The sequence below is a fragment of the Corynebacterium parakroppenstedtii genome, assembly GCF_019754935.1.
In the GTDB taxonomy this organism is placed as follows: Bacteria; Actinomycetota; Actinomycetes; order Mycobacteriales; family Mycobacteriaceae; genus Corynebacterium; species Corynebacterium parakroppenstedtii.
Genome location: NZ_JAGSOA010000001.1, coordinates 1,016,672 through 1,034,581, shown reverse-complemented (window position 1 = coordinate 1,034,581; position 17,910 = coordinate 1,016,672). Strand labels below are relative to the sequence as shown.

General features: G+C 57.2%; 21 protein-coding genes. 16 read left to right on the top strand and 5 right to left on the bottom strand.

Annotated features, from left to right (window positions below; translation table 11 throughout):
• The first annotated feature begins 346 nt into the window (after positions 1-346).
• The 10 genes from rpsH (at position 347) to arcA (ending at position 7,638) form a co-directional block, all read left to right on the top strand.
• Entirely contained in the window at positions 347-745 is a 399-nt protein-coding gene (gene rpsH / locus KCQ76_RS04380; RefSeq protein ID WP_012732404.1) for a 30S ribosomal protein S8, read from the top strand.
• Positions 746-762: 17 nt separating this feature from the next.
• On the top strand, positions 763-1,299 hold the full coding sequence (rplF, locus tag KCQ76_RS04375; RefSeq protein ID WP_012732403.1) for a 50S ribosomal protein L6: 537 nt from the start codon (positions 763-765) through the stop codon (positions 1,297-1,299).
• The gene (gene rplR / locus KCQ76_RS04370) at positions 1,299-1,694 is read left to right on the top strand and encodes a 50S ribosomal protein L18 (protein WP_046202887.1); all 396 of its coding nucleotides are present in this window, start codon (positions 1,299-1,301) and stop codon (positions 1,692-1,694) included. The genes rplF and rplR overlap by 1 nt, the downstream gene beginning before the upstream one ends.
• 43 nt (positions 1,695-1,737) lie before the next feature.
• The gene (gene rpsE, locus KCQ76_RS04365) at positions 1,738-2,376 is read left to right on the top strand and encodes a 30S ribosomal protein S5 (protein ID WP_012732401.1); all 639 of its coding nucleotides are present in this window, start codon (positions 1,738-1,740) and stop codon (positions 2,374-2,376) included.
• 3 nt (positions 2,377-2,379) lie between these two features.
• Positions 2,380-2,565: a 50S ribosomal protein L30 gene (gene rpmD, locus KCQ76_RS04360; RefSeq protein WP_046202888.1), complete on the top strand. Its 186-nt coding sequence runs from the start codon at positions 2,380-2,382 to the stop codon at positions 2,563-2,565.
• A 6-nt stretch (positions 2,566-2,571) separates the two neighbouring features.
• Positions 2,572-3,021, top strand: coding sequence for a 50S ribosomal protein L15 (rplO, locus tag KCQ76_RS04355; protein WP_046202889.1), 450 nt, complete (start codon positions 2,572-2,574; stop codon positions 3,019-3,021).
• 287 nt (positions 3,022-3,308) lie between these two features.
• Positions 3,309-4,637 carry a preprotein translocase subunit SecY gene (secY, locus tag KCQ76_RS04350; protein WP_012732398.1) on the top strand — a complete coding sequence of 443 codons (1,329 nt, stop codon included), beginning with the start codon at positions 3,309-3,311 and terminating at the stop codon, positions 4,635-4,637.
• A 1-nt stretch (position 4,638) separates the two neighbouring features.
• A complete protein-coding gene (locus KCQ76_RS04345) occupies positions 4,639-5,193 on the top strand; it encodes an adenylate kinase (RefSeq protein WP_046202890.1) in 555 nt (184 codons plus the stop codon).
• Between the two features lie 90 nt (positions 5,194-5,283).
• On the top strand, positions 5,284-6,129 hold the full coding sequence (map, locus tag KCQ76_RS04340; RefSeq protein ID WP_046202891.1) for a type I methionyl aminopeptidase: 846 nt from the start codon (positions 5,284-5,286) through the stop codon (positions 6,127-6,129).
• A gap of 138 nt (positions 6,130-6,267) precedes the next feature.
• Positions 6,268-7,638, top strand: a complete 1,371-nt coding sequence (arcA, locus tag KCQ76_RS04335; RefSeq protein ID WP_235428802.1) for an arginine deiminase — start codon at positions 6,268-6,270, stop codon at positions 7,636-7,638.
• 43 nt (positions 7,639-7,681) lie between these two features.
• Here arcA and KCQ76_RS04330 read toward each other — a convergent pair whose 3' ends face one another.
• From KCQ76_RS04330 to KCQ76_RS04315, 4 genes are all read right to left on the bottom strand, one after another.
• Positions 7,682-8,236: a sugar O-acetyltransferase gene (locus KCQ76_RS04330; protein WP_046202892.1), complete on the bottom strand. Its 555-nt coding sequence runs from the start codon at positions 8,234-8,236 to the stop codon at positions 7,682-7,684.
• A 137-nt stretch (positions 8,237-8,373) separates the two neighbouring features.
• Positions 8,374-9,246: a PRD domain-containing protein gene (locus KCQ76_RS11055; protein WP_046202893.1), complete on the bottom strand. Its 873-nt coding sequence runs from the start codon at positions 9,244-9,246 to the stop codon at positions 8,374-8,376.
• Between the two features lie 66 nt (positions 9,247-9,312).
• The gene (locus tag KCQ76_RS04320) at positions 9,313-10,752 is read right to left on the bottom strand and encodes a glycoside hydrolase family 1 protein (RefSeq protein WP_046202894.1); all 1,440 of its coding nucleotides are present in this window, start codon (positions 10,750-10,752) and stop codon (positions 9,313-9,315) included.
• Between the two features lie 75 nt (positions 10,753-10,827).
• Complete coding sequence (locus KCQ76_RS04315; protein WP_046202895.1) at positions 10,828-12,855, bottom strand: beta-glucoside-specific PTS transporter subunit IIABC; 2,028 nt, start codon at positions 12,853-12,855, stop codon at positions 10,828-10,830.
• A 473-nt stretch (positions 12,856-13,328) separates the two neighbouring features.
• Here KCQ76_RS04315 and infA point away from each other — a divergent pair, with 473 nt between their 5' ends.
• The 6 genes from infA (at position 13,329) to rplQ (ending at position 16,946) form a co-directional block, all read left to right on the top strand.
• Positions 13,329-13,550: a translation initiation factor IF-1 gene (infA, locus tag KCQ76_RS04310; protein WP_012732387.1), complete on the top strand. Its 222-nt coding sequence runs from the start codon at positions 13,329-13,331 to the stop codon at positions 13,548-13,550.
• A 275-nt stretch (positions 13,551-13,825) separates the two neighbouring features.
• The gene (rpsM, locus tag KCQ76_RS04305) at positions 13,826-14,194 is read left to right on the top strand and encodes a 30S ribosomal protein S13 (RefSeq protein ID WP_012732386.1); all 369 of its coding nucleotides are present in this window, start codon (positions 13,826-13,828) and stop codon (positions 14,192-14,194) included.
• A 3-nt stretch (positions 14,195-14,197) separates the two neighbouring features.
• A complete protein-coding gene (rpsK, locus tag KCQ76_RS04300) occupies positions 14,198-14,602 on the top strand; it encodes a 30S ribosomal protein S11 (RefSeq protein WP_012732385.1) in 405 nt (134 codons plus the stop codon).
• Positions 14,603-14,622: 20 nt separating this feature from the next.
• Positions 14,623-15,228: a 30S ribosomal protein S4 gene (gene rpsD / locus KCQ76_RS04295; protein ID WP_012732384.1), complete on the top strand. Its 606-nt coding sequence runs from the start codon at positions 14,623-14,625 to the stop codon at positions 15,226-15,228.
• A gap of 127 nt (positions 15,229-15,355) precedes the next feature.
• Complete coding sequence (locus KCQ76_RS04290; RefSeq protein WP_012732383.1) at positions 15,356-16,369, top strand: DNA-directed RNA polymerase subunit alpha; 1,014 nt, start codon at positions 15,356-15,358, stop codon at positions 16,367-16,369.
• Positions 16,370-16,505: 136 nt separating this feature from the next.
• Positions 16,506-16,946: a 50S ribosomal protein L17 gene (gene rplQ / locus KCQ76_RS04285; protein ID WP_046202896.1), complete on the top strand. Its 441-nt coding sequence runs from the start codon at positions 16,506-16,508 to the stop codon at positions 16,944-16,946.
• A gap of 161 nt (positions 16,947-17,107) precedes the next feature.
• Here rplQ and KCQ76_RS04280 read toward each other — a convergent pair whose 3' ends face one another.
• A complete protein-coding gene (locus tag KCQ76_RS04280) occupies positions 17,108-17,695 on the bottom strand; it encodes a hypothetical protein (protein WP_046202897.1) in 588 nt (195 codons plus the stop codon).
• Positions 17,696-17,910: the final 215 nt, after the last annotated feature.

The following is a 17,910-nucleotide window of genomic DNA, read 5'->3' as shown; positions in this document are numbered from 1 at the left end:
TTTGAAAGAAATACCCTGGTTGTTAGACTGCTTGAGTCTTTGTACATCTACTTTGTTGTAGGCCCACCCGCCTCACAGCGTCCCTCGAAGACAAGCAGCGAGCCGTTCAGTTACTGAGCTGGTTCGGCGCCCCTGAGTGGTTCACCTGAACCCTCGGCAATAATCCTGCCAAAACCCCAGCTAGATGGGCTAGTTGCGCGCACGAAAGCGTGGAACAGCTAGTTCGCGGATGGAGACAGTGACATTGCCGGGGGATTTTCTGCGGTAACCCATCAGTCGCTTGCCCGAAACGGGGATAACGCGTGGTGGAAGGGAACCGCAGCGAGAAAGGCACTAGGTCACATCCATGACCATGACAGATCCTATCGCCGACATGCTGTCGCGCGTACGCAACGCAAGTAATGCGTACCACGACACTGTCTCGATGCCTTCGTCAAACCTCAAGGTCCACATCGCAGAGATCTTGAAGCAAGAAGGCTACATTGCTGACTTCACCGTTGAGGACGCCAAAGTCGGTAAGACCCTGACCATCGAGCTGAAGTATGGCTCCACCCGCCAGCGCTCGCTGTCCGGTGTGCGCCGCGTGTCCAGCCCTGGTCTGCGCGTCTATGCAAAGTCTACCAACCTGCCTCAGGTCCTGGGTGGCCTGGGCGTGGCTATCATTTCCACGTCCCAGGGTCTGCTCACTGACCGTCAGGCTTCTGAGAAGGGCGTAGGCGGAGAAGTTCTCGCCTACGTCTGGTAGGGGAGGAGTGAACACACATGTCGCGTATTGGTAACTCACCAGTGGCGGTCCCATCCAACGTCACCGTCACCATCAATGGGCAGAACGTTGAGGTCAAGGGCCCGAAGGGCACCCTGGCTATCGACGTTCCGGAGCCCATCACCATCGCTCAGGAAGGCGACGAAATCGTCGTCTCCCGCCCCGACGATCACCGCAAGAGCCGCTCTCTGCACGGCCTGTCGCGCTCGCTGATCAACAACATGGTTGTCGGCGTGACTGAGGGCTACACCATCAAGATGGAAATCTTCGGTGTTGGCTACCGTGTGCTGGCTAAGGGCAGCGACTTGGAATTCTCCCTCGGCTACAGCCACCCGATCCTGATCAAGGCACCGGAAGGCATCACCTTCGCCGTGGACGGACAGACCAAGTTCTCTATCAGTGGTATCGACAAACAGCAGGTGGGGCAGCTCGCCGCGAATATCCGTCGTCTGCGCAAGGACGACCCCTACAAGGGCAAGGGTATCCGCTACGAAGGTGAGCAGATCCGCCGCAAGGTCGGAAAGACGGGTAAGTAATGAGCAACGACAACAAGCGTCTCCCTATCGGTAAAGACATTGCCACTCGCCGTCGCGTGGCTCGTAAGGCTCGCCACTTCCGCATTCGCAAGAACCTTCGTGGCACCGCTGAGACCCCGCGCCTCGTCGTGCACCGGACCTCACGGCACATGCACGTCCAGGTTATCGACGACACCATTGGCCACACCCTGGCCGCTGCGTCGTCCATCGAGCCTGAAGTCCGCGCCATGGAAGGCGACAAGAAAGCTCGTGGCGCAAAGGTTGGCGAGTTGATCGCCGAGCGCGCCAAGGCGAAGGGCATTGAGACTGTCAAGTTTGACCGCGGTGGCTACAAGTACCACGGTCGCGTCGCCGCACTGGCCGACGCCGCACGTGAAGGTGGTCTGAAATTCTAATGGCCACGCATAGCACCGCACTCAACAACGGAAGGATCGCGTAATGCCGGGACGTGAACGGCGTGACGGCGGACGCTCCGCCGACAAGAACGACAACAACAAGGGCCGCAACGATCGCGGCCGCAATGATCGCAACAACCGCCGCGGACGCGGCCGTGACGACGACCGCAACCAGTACATCGAGCGCGTCGTCACCATCAACCGCGTCTCCAAGGTTGTGAAAGGTGGTCGTCGCTTCAGCTTCACCGCCCTCGTCATCGTCGGTGACGGACAGGGCATGGTTGGCGTCGGCTACGGCAAAGCCAAAGAGGTTCCCGCCGCAATCCAGAAGGGTGCCGAAGAGGCTCGCAAGAACTTCTTCCGCGTGCCCATGATTGCCGGAACCATCACCCACCCGGTCCAGGGCGAGGCTGCCGCGGGCATCGTGATGCTCCGCCCGGCCGCCCCCGGTACCGGTGTGATCGCTGGTGGCGCCACCCGTCCGGTTCTCGAATGCGCGGGAATCCAGGACGTTCTGTCGAAGTCCCTCGGCTCCGACAACGCCATCAACGTTGTCCATGCAACCGTGGATGCCCTCAAGCAGCTCGTGCGCCCCGAAGAGGTCGCCGCCCGTCGTGGCAAGTCTGTCGAAGAGGTCACCCCGACTCGTATGCTGCGCGCTCGCGCAGGGCAGGGGGCGTAACCCATGGCACTGAAAATCACACAGGTTAAAGGCACCGTCGGTACCAGAAAGAAGCAGAAGGACAATCTTCGGTCCCTCGGCCTCAAGCGCATTCGTCACTCAGTCGTCCAGCCCGACACCCCTCAGGTGCGCGGGATGGTCAACGTGGTTCGCCACTTGGTCACGGTCGAAGAAGTGGCGGGGGAGTAGGAAAATATGAGCGAACCCATCAAGCTTCATGACCTGCGCCCAGCGAAGGGCGCGAACAAGCCCAAGACCCGCGTCGGCCGCGGTGAGGCATCGAAAGGTAAGACCGCTGGTCGCGGTACGAAGGGCACCAAGGCACGCAAGCAGGTCTCTGCTGCGTTCGAAGGTGGCCAGATGCCGATCCACATGCGTCTGCCTAAGTTGAAGGGCTTCAAGAACCCCAACAAGGTCACCTACCAGGTGGTCAACGTTGCGGACCTCCAGAAGCACTTCGAAAACGGTGGCGACGTCACCATCGCCGACCTCGCCTCTGCCGGCCTGGTCCGCGCAAAGCAGCCGGTCAAGGTTCTTGGCGACGGCGAGATCACCGCGTCGGTCAACGTGACCGCAACGAAGTTCTCGGCCTCTGCCAAGCAGAAGATCGAGGCTGCCGGTGGATCCGTCACCGAAACCAAGTAATTACGCGATCATCATCGCTGGGCTCCGGCTCGTGACTGTTCGTGACTGTGAGAATGGCCCCACATGTGGCGTCGTAACGGAAATCACAGTCAACGCGGCCGGACAAGCCTGAACTGATAGGAAAAGAGGGCGGCCTTCACCTGAGTAGGTGAAAGGGTCGCCCCTTTTCGCTCGAACAGGCCTTTTCCAAGTCCGAACGGATAGGCCTTCACCCGCCGGTGCTGCTAGAGTGTGTTAGTCGTTGGCCTGCGCCTAAAAATTTATGCCTTACTGTCTCAGGAGGATATGTGTCCGCTTTCCTCTCGGTATTCCGGGACCCTGACCTTCGCAAGAAGATCTTGTTCACCATAACAATGATCATCTTGTACAGGATCGGTTCCCAAATTCCCACACCAGGAGTCGATTACTCGAGTATTAGTGATCGCTTACATGATCTGAACCAAGATCAAAGCTCCGTGTACTCGATGATCAACCTGTTCTCGGGCGGGGCGCTCCTTCAACTATCGATCTTCGCCATCGGCATCATGCCGTACATTACGGCGTCGATTATCGTTCAGCTGCTCACCGTAGTGATCCCGAAGTTCGAGCAGTTGAAGAAGGAAGGCCAGTCCGGTCAGGCCAAAATGACCGAATACACCCGCTATCTGACAGTAGGGTTGGCCCTCCTCCAGTCCGCTGGCATCGTTGCCCTGGCTGACCGCCAGCAACTCTTGGGCGAAGGCGTCCAGGTCCTGGACTCCAACGTCGGCACCTTCGGCGTCACCATGATGGTTCTCGTCATGACAGCAGGTGCGGTGCTCGTTATGTGGCTCGGTGAACTCATCACGGATAAGGGCATCGGCAACGGCATGTCACTGCTCATTTTCGCCGGTATCGCTACCAGGCTTCCTGCCGACGGCGCCGCCATCCTCCGTGGCTCCGGCGGGCTGGCTTTCGCCCTCGTCGTCGTGGGTGTCCTCATCCTGGTCATCGGCGTGATCTTCATCGAGCAGGGGCAGCGACGCATCCCGGTGCAGTACGCCAAGCGCATGGTCGGGCGTCGCCAATATGGTGAGACATCCACCTACCTGCCGCTGAAGGTGAACCAGGCGGGTGTTATTCCGGTCATCTTCGCGTCGTCACTGATTTATGTGCCGGTTCTGATTACGCAGATTGTGAACTCGTCGCAGACGAACGTTAAGAACAACTGGTGGCAGCGCGATGTGATCCAGTACCTGCAGAACCCGGCCAGCTGGCAGTACATCATCCTGTACTTCGCGCTCATCATTTTCTTCAGCTTCTTCTACGTGTCCATCCAGTACGACCCGTATGAGCAGGCGGACAACATGAAGAAATACGGCGGCTTCATTCCCGGCGTTCGCCCGGGCCGGCCGACAGCGGAGTATCTTGGGTACGTAATGAATCGTCTGCTGTTCGTCGGTTCGCTCTACCTCGGTGTTATCGCCGTGTTACCGAATATCTTGATCGACATGGGAATTTCCTCGTCCGGAGGAACCCACGGTTCGCTTCCGTTCGGTGGTACCGCGATCCTGATTCTCGTGAGCGTCGGCCTGACAACAGTTCAGCAGATCGAATCACAATTGATGCAGAGCAACTACGAAGGGTTCTTGAAGTAATATGCGCCTCGTTCTACTTGGCCCTCCCGGTGCTGGTAAAGGCACCCAGGCAGCCATTCTTTCCGACAAACTCGGCGTTCCCCACGTGTCCACCGGCGACCTATTCCGGGAAAACATCGGTAACAACACCGAATTAGGTCAGGAAGCAAAAAGCTACATCGACGCAGGTAAGCTTGTGCCGACGTCTGTCACCGTCAACATGGTGAAGGACCGGCTCAGCCAGGACGACGCTGCCGACGGATTCCTCCTCGACGGATTCCCCCGGACCGTGGAACAGGGCGATGAACTCAAGAACATCCTTGACGGCTTGGGGACCAAGCTCGACGCGGTTGTCCAGTTCGACGTCTCCGAAGACGTCGTTGTGGAACGCATGTTGGCCCGTGGCCGTGCGGACGACACCGAAGAAGTGATCCGTACCCGCTTGAAGGTGTACCGCGACGAAACCGCGCCGCTGCTGGAGTACTACAAGGACTCCATTATCCGCATCGTGGCCGAAGGATCCGTCGAAGACATTAATCAGCGGACCATGGAAGCCCTTAAGGCTTTGGATTCCTAATTTGCTTCCCTCCCCGTCGGTTTAACTGCCTGGAGCAGTACACCACGGGGAGTTTTGTTATATCTGTCCCCACATCGTAAAGGCAACACCATGGCTTTTCGTCGCCGGAAGAAGAAAATCGCTGCAAAAACACCGGAAGAACTCGACCAGATGGAACGCGCCGGCGCGATCGTCGGCAATGCTCTCGTTGCCGTGAAAGAGGCGGCTAAACCGGGAGTCAGCTTGCTCGAGCTCAATGCGGTGGCCGAACGGGTTATCAGGAAAGCAGGAGCCACACCCACCTTCTTAGGATACGGGGGCTTCCCCGCGTCTATTTGCGCGTCGCGCAACGACGTCGTTGTCCACGGAATCCCCACTTCCGAGGAAATAGTGGAAGCAGGGGATTACATCTCTATCGACTGTGGCGCCACCCTCAACGGCTGGGTCGGCGACAGTGCCTGGTCATTCGGTATCGGCGAAAATGGTGCGTTGCAGGGCGACGAGTTGCCGGACGACCCCGAATCCGCTGCGGGTGGCTCGCTACGCTCCTTGGATAAAGCCACCCAGGACGTACTTGCTGCAGGCATACGCGCCATGGTGCCGGGAGCCCATCTCACAGACGTATCTCACGCCCTGGAAATGGCCACACGCGAGGCTGAAAAGAAATACGGCGTCTCACTTGGGATTGTCGATGGCTATGGCGGGCACGGAATCGGCCACGAAATGCATGAAGATCCTTATCTCGCGAACGAGGGCCCAGCAGGCCGCGGCCCACTAATCCAAGAGGGATCCGTATTGGCGATCGAGCCGATGCTGACATTAGGGACTTATGACACTGCCGTCCTTGACGACGATTGGACAGTGATCACCACCGACGGAACATGGTCCTCACACTGGGAACACACAGTGGCAGCCACGGCGGGCGGACCACGGATCTTGACACCACGGCCGGAGTAGAGCGCCCGGAATAGAACGCCCGGAAGTGATCGTGGCGCACCCATACAAGTGGGCACACTGATAGAGAATCGAAGGCCGATCACCCCTGACAAAGCCTTTGTCCTCACATAGTCCGTGCCCGCGGAGGAGGAAAACTTAATGTCCTCGCATTTATCATTATCTGAAGAGTCCAACCGTGAAGAACCCAACCGCAGCGTTCATCATGCCCTCGGAACGGCCACAACCACGACAAAGGGCATCCCCGCAGCAGAGGACCGGTCGGACGGAAAACCAACAATCGGTGCATGGTCGGAGGTCGGTACTCTCCGTGAGGTACTCGTATGCGCACCCGGCCTTGCTCATCAACGGCTGACACCACGAAATTGCCACGACCTCCTTTTCGACGAGATGTTGTGGGTAGATCGTGCTCGCCACGACCACCACGACTTTGTGGAGCAAATGCGCGACCGTGGCGTCACCGTCTTAGAGCTTCATGATTTGCTGCGTGAAACCGTGGAGATCAATGAGGCCAGGGAGTGGATTCTGGAGCGATGGTTGACACCGAACTCGGTGGGTCTGGGGCTGGCCGAAGAACTACGCGGGTGGTTTTCGTCGCTCCCCGCAGAGAGGCTAGCCACTCTATTAATCGGCGGGCTTGCGTTCACGGACTTGCCGAAGGAATTTAACCGGTCAGTGACTAGTGCGCTGTTTGGGCATCGTGGGGAGCTGGAATTTATTCTGCCACCGCTGCCGAATACCCAGTTCACACGGGATACGACGGCCTGGATTTACGGCGGTGTGTCTATTAACCCGATGCATTGGGCGGTCCGTGAGCGCGAGACGATCCTCCTGACCGCGATTTATCGTTTCCATCCGCGCTTTGTGTCACGAGATTTCACCGTGTGGTACGGCGATCCGGACGAGAAAAACGCATTGGCCACCCTGGAAGGTGGCGACATTATGCCGCTAGGGTCGGGCATAGTTCTCATTGGCATGGGGGAGCGGTCGTCGTGGCAAGCGATTTCGCAGCTTGCGCGCAGTTTATTCCTCCAGGGTGCCGCAGAGCGGATTATCGTGGCGGAGATGGCTCCCGCCCGCGCCAGCATGCACTTGGATACGGTCTTTACTTTTTGCGACCGCGACGTCGCGACAGCATTTATGAATGTGGTGGAGGCGATTCGGCCATTCACCCTGCTGCCGTCGGATAAGCCCCGCGGCTTCCAGATTTACCGCGAGGAGCGGTCATTTATTGACACCGTGACCAGCGCTTTAGGGTTGGATGAGCTTCGCATCGTGCCGACGGGTGGTGAGGCTTTCGCCGCCGAGCGCGAGCAGTGGGACGACGGCAATAACGTGGTGGCCCTGGAGCCGGGTGTTGTTATGGGATACGACAGGAACGTCCACACCAACGCCCTCCTGCGTGAAGCCGGCGTCGAAGTGCTGACGATCAATTCCGCGGAGCTCGGCAGGGGGCGAGGCGGAGGACATTGCATGACGTGTCCGATTCTGCGCGATCCCGTGGAGTATTAGACTCCTAGCAGGGGAAGGCCCTAGCGAGGGTTCCCGGATACTTCTAGATTTCGCGTTTGATGCGAGCCGGATTCCCCGCGGCGAACGTGTGCGAGGGGATATCCCGCGTGACGACGGAACCCGCGCCGATAACAGCATTGTCGCCGATCGTGACATTGGGGCAGACGATAACGCCGCCGCCGAGCCACACGTTATTCCCTATTGTGATGGGCCCAGCACTTTCGACGCCGGCCTTCCGCGCGTCGTGATCCTCCATGGGGTGAAGCGGGGTGAGCAACTGGCAGCGTGGCCCGATTTGAACGTGATCGCCCAGCGTGATGGGGGCGGGGTCAAGAAATATGGCGTCAAAGTTGATGAAGCACCCGTCGCCGATGGTGATGTTGAAGCCGTAATCGCACCAAAACGGGTGTTGGATAAAGGACTTTCCGAAGCTTTTGAACAGGTTGCTGTAGAGGCCGTGGCGCTGCGTGATGTCGAGCAGGCTTTGGTCATTTATTTCGGCGAGTTTGCGCAAACAGTCGAAGTGGGCCTGGACGAGTTCAGGGTCGCTGGCATCATAATCCTGCCCGGCGATCATCTTTTCGCGGTTGGTTGTCATGGGCTCTCACCTCGTCGTTGTGCGTGGATATGTTTTGTGGGCGCGGGTTTTCGTGTGGCTGTTTCCGCACTAGTGGAGGCCAGTGTAGCCGGGTATATCGCTCAGCATTGCCGCTCGGTTATGGGGGCATGGGGGATTCAGGGGTGAGCGTTGCCAATTTCCGCGCTGAGCCGAGCGACGTGGAGTGCGAGGTACGCTCGTTCATCGTCGGTAAGCTCTGTGTCCAGCCGCAATTCTAGGACGCTGGCCAGCCGGTCCGCGCACAACACGGCGTCGGGGTGTGACTGTCCAAGGCTGTCGTGAAGAACTGACATTCCCTCGTTGAGCTGATTGCCATTACGGACGCGGACGAAGAAATAACGCATGTGGGTGATGAACCTAGCTGCGTTGACGGAGGTCCGATCCATCGTTATCCCCAGCGAGGAGTCCACGATGTCGAAAAGCTGAGAAAACAGCCCGGTCATCGTGTAAGTATCGCTGAGGTCATCGGTATGGAAAGCTGCGTTAACCAAATGCAGCGTTATTGCCGTGGCTTCGGCATGGGGGAGTGGAGGTTGGTGCCGACGGGCTAACCATGCGTTAGTTTCAGCGAGCATTCGTTCGGCGACGCTGTATTCGTCCGGGTATAAGTGCCGGACTTCGGCTTCCAGTGGATGACCATCATTCGCGGGCGCGTCGGCTAGACCTTGCCTTGTGACCGACATCTGAATGTGATCCGCCAGGGCAATGACCGTGGCTGACTCCGGATGTGGAACGAGGGAACCCGCCACCCCATCGACCAGATTGGTGGCGAGATCCACGTAGTCCAGATTCAGCGACGCCAGCAGGCTACCCATGTTGTCGACATTGCGGCCGTGTTCGGGAACAAAAACCTGTTTTACCTTCGACTTATCGACGGGCTGCCCGGCTTTCTTCCCGAACCCCAGACCCCACCCGGTGAGAACAACCTCCCCGCCGTCGTCGCGCGTGGCCAGCACGACGTTGTTGTTCAGTACCCTTACGATTTTCACGGTAGCTCCTGCACCTGGCGTGCGTTATTTCTTCAGTGGACCTGTCTCCTTAGTGGTGCTGTCGTTTTATCGTTTGAGGCTCTCACCATTGGTTGCAATGACGTTCTTATACCAGTCAAAGGAATCTTTGCGGTACCGCTGTAAGGATCCTGAACCGTCGGAATTGAGATCGACATAAATAAACCCATACCGTTTACGAATCTCGGCAGTGGACGCAGAAATCAGATCAATACAACCCCAAGACGTATATCCCATGACGGGAATGTCATCTTTAATCGCTTCCTCGACCTGGACGAGGTGGTCGTTCATGTAGTCGATGCGGTACTGATCATGAACCGTTTTTCCATCAGGAGCGGAAGGATCATCGACTAGTTTATCGACGGCACCGAGGCCGTTTTCCACGATGAACAGCGGTTTGTGCCAGCGGTCCCACATTGAGTTCAGCGCGTAACGCAGGCCTTCGGGGTCGATAGCCCAGCCCCACTCGCTGACTTCCAGCTCGGGATTGACGACGCCACCCATGATGTTGCCTTCCCCGCGTTCAGCGTTGGGATCAGCGCTTTCCGCCACCGACATGTAGTAAGAGAAGGAGACGAAATCGACCGTGTTGTTCTTCATGACGTTGAAATCGTCGTCGGTGGTGTTCAGGTTGATGTTGTTTTCCCTGAACAGGCGCTTAAGCGTGTGCGGGTATTCGCCGAAGACGTGGATATCGCCGAAGCAGGAGTCGAGCTGTGTTTCGTACTGTGCTTTTAGGGCGTCGGCAGGCTTGGGTGTCAGCGGGTAGCGGGGAATGCTGAGCACCATGCAGCCGATCTGGTTATTCGGATCGATCTCGTGCCCGGCCTTCGTGGCCCGCGCGGAGGCCACCAAAATGTTGTGAACGGCCTGGTAGATATCGGTATCGGGGACATCCTCGCGGGAGGCTTCGATGGCTCCACCGATGAATGGCTGGTGCAGGATGGAGTTGACCTCATTGAAAGTGAGCCAGTACTTCACGCGGCCCTTGTATCGGTTGAAAACAGTCCGCGCATATTTTTCGTAGAAGTCAATGAGCTGGCGGTTCTTCCACCCACCATAGGAGCGTGCCAGATTGAGGGGCGTTTCGTAATGAGAAAGGGTGATTAATGGCTCGATGCCGTGCTTTTCTAATTCGTCCAGTACCTTGTCATAGAAAGCGAGTCCTTCTTCGTTTGGCGTATCGTCGTCGCCGTTGGGGAAAATGCGAGACCACGCGATAGAGAAACGAAAGACTTTAAATCCCATTTCGGCGAACAGAGCAATATCGTCAGCATAACGATGATAAAAATCAATCGAATTGAGTTTGAGATTATCGTCGGTAGGTTCCTTGGTGGGAGGAGCCATCAGACCCTGTGGCAGGACATCTTGAATGGATAGTCCTTTGCCACCTTCGTTATATGCTCCTTCAATTTGGTTAGCCGCTGTGGCCCCACCCCATAGGAAATCTTTGGGAAAAGCGGATTGGTTTTCGTGGGATAGAGACATGTGTTTTCCTTTCGATGCTGTGTCTCAAAGGTGTGGATGATGCATTTTTACTGCTGCGGTCATTCCGCCGTCGGCCTACGGCGTGACGGTAAACAGCACATCGTGGCTCACGGAACGACCAGCGGAAACGTCGAGTAAAACGTCGGCAAGCTTTTGTGAGTTGGTGACCACAACCACCGTCGTGTCGTCGTAGCCGGATGCAGAGATGGCCCCAAGATCTGCCGTTCCCAGAGGCTGCCCGGTTGTCACATGATCCCCCCTCGACACGGATGTCGTGAAACCTTCTCCGTTCATTTTTACAGTATCGACGCCCACGTGGATAAGAACCTCGACGCCTGATGCCGACCGGATTCCGTACGCGTGACCTGAACGAGGGGCGGCAATCACGGTCCCCTCCACGGGAGAAGTGATGACGCCGGAAGACGGCTTAATACCCACACCCATTCCCATCGCGCCCGAGGCGAATACTTTGTCCGGAACATCCTTGAGATCAATGACAGTTCCTTCGATGGGGGACACCACGGCCGCCGACGTTGCTACGTCGGTAGTGGATGACTCTGTGGAAGCCACGGGAGAAACTGCGGAGCTCGGGTGCTCCGTCGGTTCTGTGTCGTTCTCCACCGTGGCAAATGAGTTTGTGTCATGTTTTTGGGAATCCGACTGTGTTTCATGTCCCGGGATTGCGATGGCTTGATCGGCTTTCTTTTCCCCGTAGGGTACAAGGAACCAGCTGGCGATGAACGCAATCGCGATTGCCGTTCCAGAACCGATGAGCTGAGCCGCGAATGAACCGATACTCGTGGTGGCAGGTAAAGCCAACATGGATGGAAATACATACGCGCTAAATGCGTTCTTACCCTGTGCAATGATGGCCCCACCGATTGCGCCACCGACACAACCTGCGTAGAAGGGGTATTTTAACGGCAGGTTCACGCCGTAAATGATGGGTTCAGTGACCCCCGCGAGAAAACCCGAAATTGTTCCGGCTCCGGCGATTTTCCTTCGCGCGGAGTTTTTAGAGCGAACCCACACCGCAGCTGCTGCGGCTGCCTGGGCAAGCACAGCCGCCATCAATGGAGCCATCAATATACTTTGATTGCTGACTGCAAGCTCATTGAGGAAGATTGGCTGAAAAGCCCAATGCAATCCGAAAATAACGAGGACCTGCCAGAATGCGCCCATAATGGCCCCGCCAACCCATGGAACGGCCTGGAAAACACTATTCACGCCCTGGGCAATGATTTCTGATAACCACCCCATGGCAGGACCAATGGTGAGCAGCGTCAATGGCACCATGACGGCCACAACAAGGAGTGGCGTAAAGAAGTTGCGGATCGCGCCGGGGAGTGTGCTCTCCAACCAGTGTTGAAGATATGCTGCAATCCATACCGCGACAATGGGGGCCAAAACTGACGACGTGTACGTCGCCGTTTTTAGTGGAATGCCCAAGAAATGCACGTCATTCCGGGTCCCAATTTCGACAATGGCTGGATAAACCAACGGGGCGACCGTAGCCATCGCGATGAATATGTCTGCTTTGAATTTTCGGGCTGCTGTGACAGCCAAGAACAAGGGCAGGAAGTAGAAGAAGCCGTCGAAGGCAGCGTTGAACACGCGATACGTATCGGAGCTTTTCGATAACACATCTAAGGTTGTGAACAAGGTCAAAAAGGCCTTGCCAAGACCTAACCCTGCTAGGCACCAGACGATGGGGCTAAACAGCGCAGAAATGAGATCCATGAAGGCGTTGACCGGGTTTTTCTTCTCAGAATTCTCGTCATCGATCTCTGCGGCGGAGCCGTCGGTGTCACTCGGGTCAGTATCTCCCTTGACGCCTTTTGCCTGCATGTTGGGTTGTGCAATTACTGCTTGGTACGCAAGTGGAACTTCATTGCCGACGACGACCTGATGCTGACCGCCGGCAACAACCAATGTCACGACACCAGGTGCGGCTTCGACGGCGCGCTTGTCTACTTTCTCCGCATCGCGGATTTTGAACCGGAGCCGTGTTGCACAATGGGTGACGCTTCGGATGTTGTCGGGTCCGCCGAGTGCTGGAATAACGTGCTCGGCTAGAGGCGCAAAATCAGTTTTTGTGACCATGATTGTCCTTCCGCATGGTGTTTCCTTCCGTAAGGTGCTTCTTCTTTCGCGCATGAAAAAAGACCCGAGACGGGCCACAACGCGTCGACGTTGCATCCGTCTCAGGTCTTGCCCCCAATATCCCCTGGGGTAACAATCCTGTGGATCTATGCTCCTAGAGTGCCACATGCCTCACAGCGCTACAAGGAATGTGTTGCAGAACACAAAAATTTAGTCTGTTCTCTTTATTTGAGCGGTATCTCCGTTTGATGGCGGGCTCCTCGGCGGGACTTGGGGGAGGGGTCGTGGTGAGCGTCCCTGAACTAGACGTTTTCGCAGGTGATGTGTATTATTTCTGAACGGTGTCTTTCAACGACATGAGAGACGCTGAAGTCTGCCTCGTCAGCCGGTTTTAAAAGGCCTGACAAGGCGGTTTTACCTGCATAAACGTAGTCAACCAGATGCTTGCCGAAGCATCGGGAAACGTGGAGGATATGGCCAAGAAGGAAGGCGCCATCGAGGTCGAAGGCCGCATTGTCGAGCCTTTGCCCAACGCGATGTTCCGTGTAGAGCTGGACAATGGGCACAAGGTGCTCGCTCACATTTCCGGCAAAATGCGGCAACACTACATCCGTATTCTTCCCGAGGACCGCGTCGTGGTGGAGCTCTCTCCCTATGACCTGTCCCGTGGACGTATCGTCTACCGCTACAAGTAAGCAGATTTAAACCTATCAGCCTCCTCATCTCCGTAGGGCGGTAGAGCTTCCGCGGCCCGAAATTCAGCGGCCACCGCACAGTTCGAAAGACAATTGCCTGGTTAACAGCGTGTTTAACCAGCTTGTTTCCGCCCCACGATACAGCCTCTGGCCACGGTGGCCGGAGCCTTGTCACAAGCTTCAGTGCGCTACTCGGCGCCGACCGAGCACCATTGACCAATCGTCAAGGATGAATGGGGAGAAAACCACCGTGACAACCGGAAGGATTTTGCCATATGGCACGCCTTGCAGGAGTTGACCTCCCGCGCAACAAGCGCATGGAAGTCGCTCTCACTTACATCTATGGCATTGGACCAACCAGTGCTAAGCAGCTTCTTGAGAAGACAGAAATCTCTCCTGACCTGCGTACCGACGCTCTGACCGACGATCAGGTCGCGAAGCTTCGTGACGCTATCGAGGCCGAGTACACCGTCGAAGGTGACCTCCGCCGCCAGGTTCAAGCTGACATTCGTCGGAAGATTGAAATCGGCAGCTACCAGGGTCTCCGCCACCGTCGTGGCCTGCCCGTTCGCGGTCAGCGCACCAAGACGAACGCTCGTACCCGTAAAGGCCCGAAGAAGACGATCGCAGGAAAGAAGAAGTAATTTATGCCTCCGAAGACTCGTTCCGGCGCACGCCGTTCTGGCCGTCGCGTCGTCAAGAAGAACGTGGCCAACGGCCACGCCTACATCAAGTCCACTTTCAACAACACCATCGTGTCCATCACGGACCCCAACGGTGCTGTTATCTCTTGGGCTTCCTCCGGACACGTCGGATTCAAAGGATCCCGTAAGTCCACCCCCTTCGCCGCACAGATGGCCGCAGAATCCGCAGCTCGCAAGGCTCAGGAGCATGGCCTGAAGAAGGTTGAAGTTTTCGTCAAGGGCCCGGGGTCAGGTCGTGAGACCGCCATCCGTTCCCTGCAAGCAGCCGGCTTGGAAGTCAATTCCATCTCCGACGTCACGCCTCAGCCGCACAACGGCTGCCGTCCGCCGAAGCGTCGCCGCGTTTAAGGGAAGAGGAGAGATAAACAATGGCCCGTTATACCGGTCCCGCAACACGTAAATCCCGCCGTCTCCGCGTCGACCTCGTCGGTGGAGACGCAAACTTCGAGCGCCGCCCCTACCCTCCGGGACAGGCTGGCCGCGCCCGGATCAAAGAATCCGAATACCTGCTCCAGCTGCAGGAGAAGCAGAAGGCACGCTTCACCTACGGCATCATGGAAAAGCAGTTCCGCCGTTACTACGCCGAAGCGCACCGTCGCCCCGGCAAAACCGGTGACAACCTGATGGTTCTCCTGGAGTCCCGCCTGGACAACGTCGTCTACCGTGCTGGTCTTGCCCGCACGCGTCGGCAGGCACGCCAGTTGGTTTCCCACGGTCACTTCACCGTTAACGGCAAGAAGGTCAACGTTCCGTCCTTCCAGGTTTCTCAGTACGACATCATCGACGTGCGCGAGAAGTCCCGGAAGATGGTCTGGTTCGACGAAGCACAAGAAGCTCTTGCCGACGCCGTTGTGCCCGCATGGCTTCAGGTTGTTCCGTCAACCCTGCGCATCCTCGTGCACCAGCTGCCCGAGCGCGCTCAGATCGAGGTTCCGATCCAGGAACAGCTGATCGTCGAGTTCTACTCGAAGTAACAGCATCGCCGCTGTCGGCAATGTCGCTGTGGCCTGTATCGGTTGCAGCGTTCATCGTCGCCACGGTTTATTCCACTTGTCCCTTCCAGGCGTCATATAGCGGTCGCCACCAGGAGGAATTACATCCATGCTCATTTCACAGCGTCCACAGTTGACCGAGGAATACATTGACTCCTCGCGCTCACGGTTCGTCATCGAGCCGCTCGAGCCAGGTTTTGGTTACACCCTTGGCAACTCGTTGCGTCGTACGCTGCTGTCATCCATCCCGGGTGCGGCGGTCACTAGCGTCCGCATCGAGGGCGTCCTTCACGAATTCACGACGGTTCCCGGCGTGACCGAAGATGTCTCCGACATCATCCTGAACATCAAGGGTTTGGTTCTTTCGTCGGATTCCGACGACCCCGTAACCATGTACATTCGCAAAGAAGGACCGGGCGAGGTCACCGCGGGTGACATCATGCCTCCGGCCGGTGTGGAGATCCACAACCCGGACATGCACATCGCCACGCTGAATGAGCAGGGCAAACTCGACATCGAGCTCGTCGTTGAGCGGGGGCGCGGATACGTTCCCGCTGCTCAGGCGACCGGCGAGATCGGGCGTATTCCCGTCGACCAGATTTACTCACCTGTTCTCAAGGTGAGCTACAAGGTTGAAGCAACGCGTGTTGAACAGCGCACCGACTTCGACCGTCTGGTTATCGACGTCGAGACCAAGAATTCCATCACTGCCCGCGATGCGATGGCATCCGCTGGCGGAACCCTGGTTGAGCTCTTCGGACTCGCCCGCGAACTGAACACCGCTGCTGAAGGCATCGAGATTGGCCCCTCCCCGCAGGAGAGCGAGCACATCCAGGCCTACGGCATGCCCATTGAGGACCTGAACTTCTCCGTGCGCAGCTACAACTGCTTGAAGCGCGAAGAAATCCACACGGTCGGTGAATTGGCATCGCGCACCGAGTCCGATCTTCTGGACATCCGCAACTTCGGACAGAAATCCATCAACGAAGTCAAGGTCAAACTTGCTGGCCTGGGCCTCGCGCTGAAGGATGCGCCCGAAGGCTACGATGTGTCGGAAATCGAAGGCTATGATGCCGAAACAGGCGAGTGGATAGACACCGAAGGCGAAGACATCGCCGAGTAACTAGCGGTATCGCCTACTCTGACCTCCGCAGCATTGGCGAAGTCGCCTGATCCCGGGTTAGTCCCGGAAGGACTTTTGCCTGAGGCGGACGAGTAGAAAAGTCGCTCACAATTTATCGTCACGAGGAGAATATTCCATGCCTACCCCTAAGAAGGGAGCCCGGCTCGGAGGATCCCCATCCCACCAGCGGAAGATCCTCTCCAACCTGGCAGCCCAACTTTTCGAACACGGCGCTATCCGCACGACAGACGCCAAAGCTAAGTTGCTGCGGCCCTACGCCGAGAAGCTCATCACCAAGGCGAAGTCCGGAACCCTCGCTGATCGTCGCAACGTCGCGAAGTTGATCCCGAACAAAGAGATCATCTCCGTACTTTTCGACGACATCGCGCCGAAGGTTGCCGACCGCAACGGTGGCTACACCCGCATCATCAAGCTGGAGAACCGCAAGGGCGACAACGCCCCCATGTCGCAGATCTCCCTGGTGACCGAGGAACTCGCCTCCAGCGAAGCCAGCCGCGCAACCCGCGCTGCAGCTTCCAAGAAAGCTGAAGAAGAAGCAGCTTCCGAGGCGGAGTAAAACGCGCAAAGAGCTCTCCGTGACGTGTTTGCGGTGAGTCTAATCCAGCGCTATATACAGCAGTGACCTGCATGGATACGATTCCACGCAGGTCATTTTGCTATATCTAGGGTGTCTGGTTTCAGACCGATTAGTCAGACTTGTCTCCGTTTAACGTGCGCTTATGCTCCACATTCAGTCCGATCACTGTGTGTTGCCTTATATGCGGGCGAGTCATAGTCGCAGACCGCCGTCTTGATCACTGAATCGGTTGCCACGCCGTCCTCGACGGTGAATGTTATCGGTGTCCCGGGCTTCAACATGTCATCGTATTTATTGCCTTGGGGCTCGATGCTCTTCACCGTCGCCATGATCGTCCCGTTGGACGCGTCGCCGTTTACCGAGTCCACCGTGACGGTTGCGTCGTAATCCTTACCCATCGCCCCGTAGTAACCGACGAACTTTCCCGTCCCATCAGGCTGAATCTTCAGGCTACGGCCATGTCCAGACCAATCGCCGGCAGCCCATCCAGCGGGTCCGCCGGCCGCCTTATCCGCGGCCTGGGAATCCTCTTCGCTCGGAGTTGCGGCTTTGTCGTCGGACGATGGTTCGGCGCTGGTCGACGTCGTCGATGAAGATGTTACTGAGCTGGAGTCAGTGGATGAAGACCCGTCGCTCGAACATGCTGCCAGGCTAAAGCCCGCGGCAGCGATGACGCCGATGGCGGCACAACGCGTGAAGCCTGAACGACGGCGATGAGTATTGTGCATGAAGATGTGTCCCCCTTGGAAAAATAGCAGTGATGGGATAGGGCACCACATAGGCGTGATAGCCAGGGTTATTGGGCTAGCTTTTGGTGATGCCATTGGAGTTCAGTACTGTCCCGCGTCAATTATGGCATCGTGGAGGGGGCTCCAGGATCACAATCCGATCACAATGAGGTCGGGCGCAATGAGCACGGGTGCAATGAGATCGGGATCGGGGC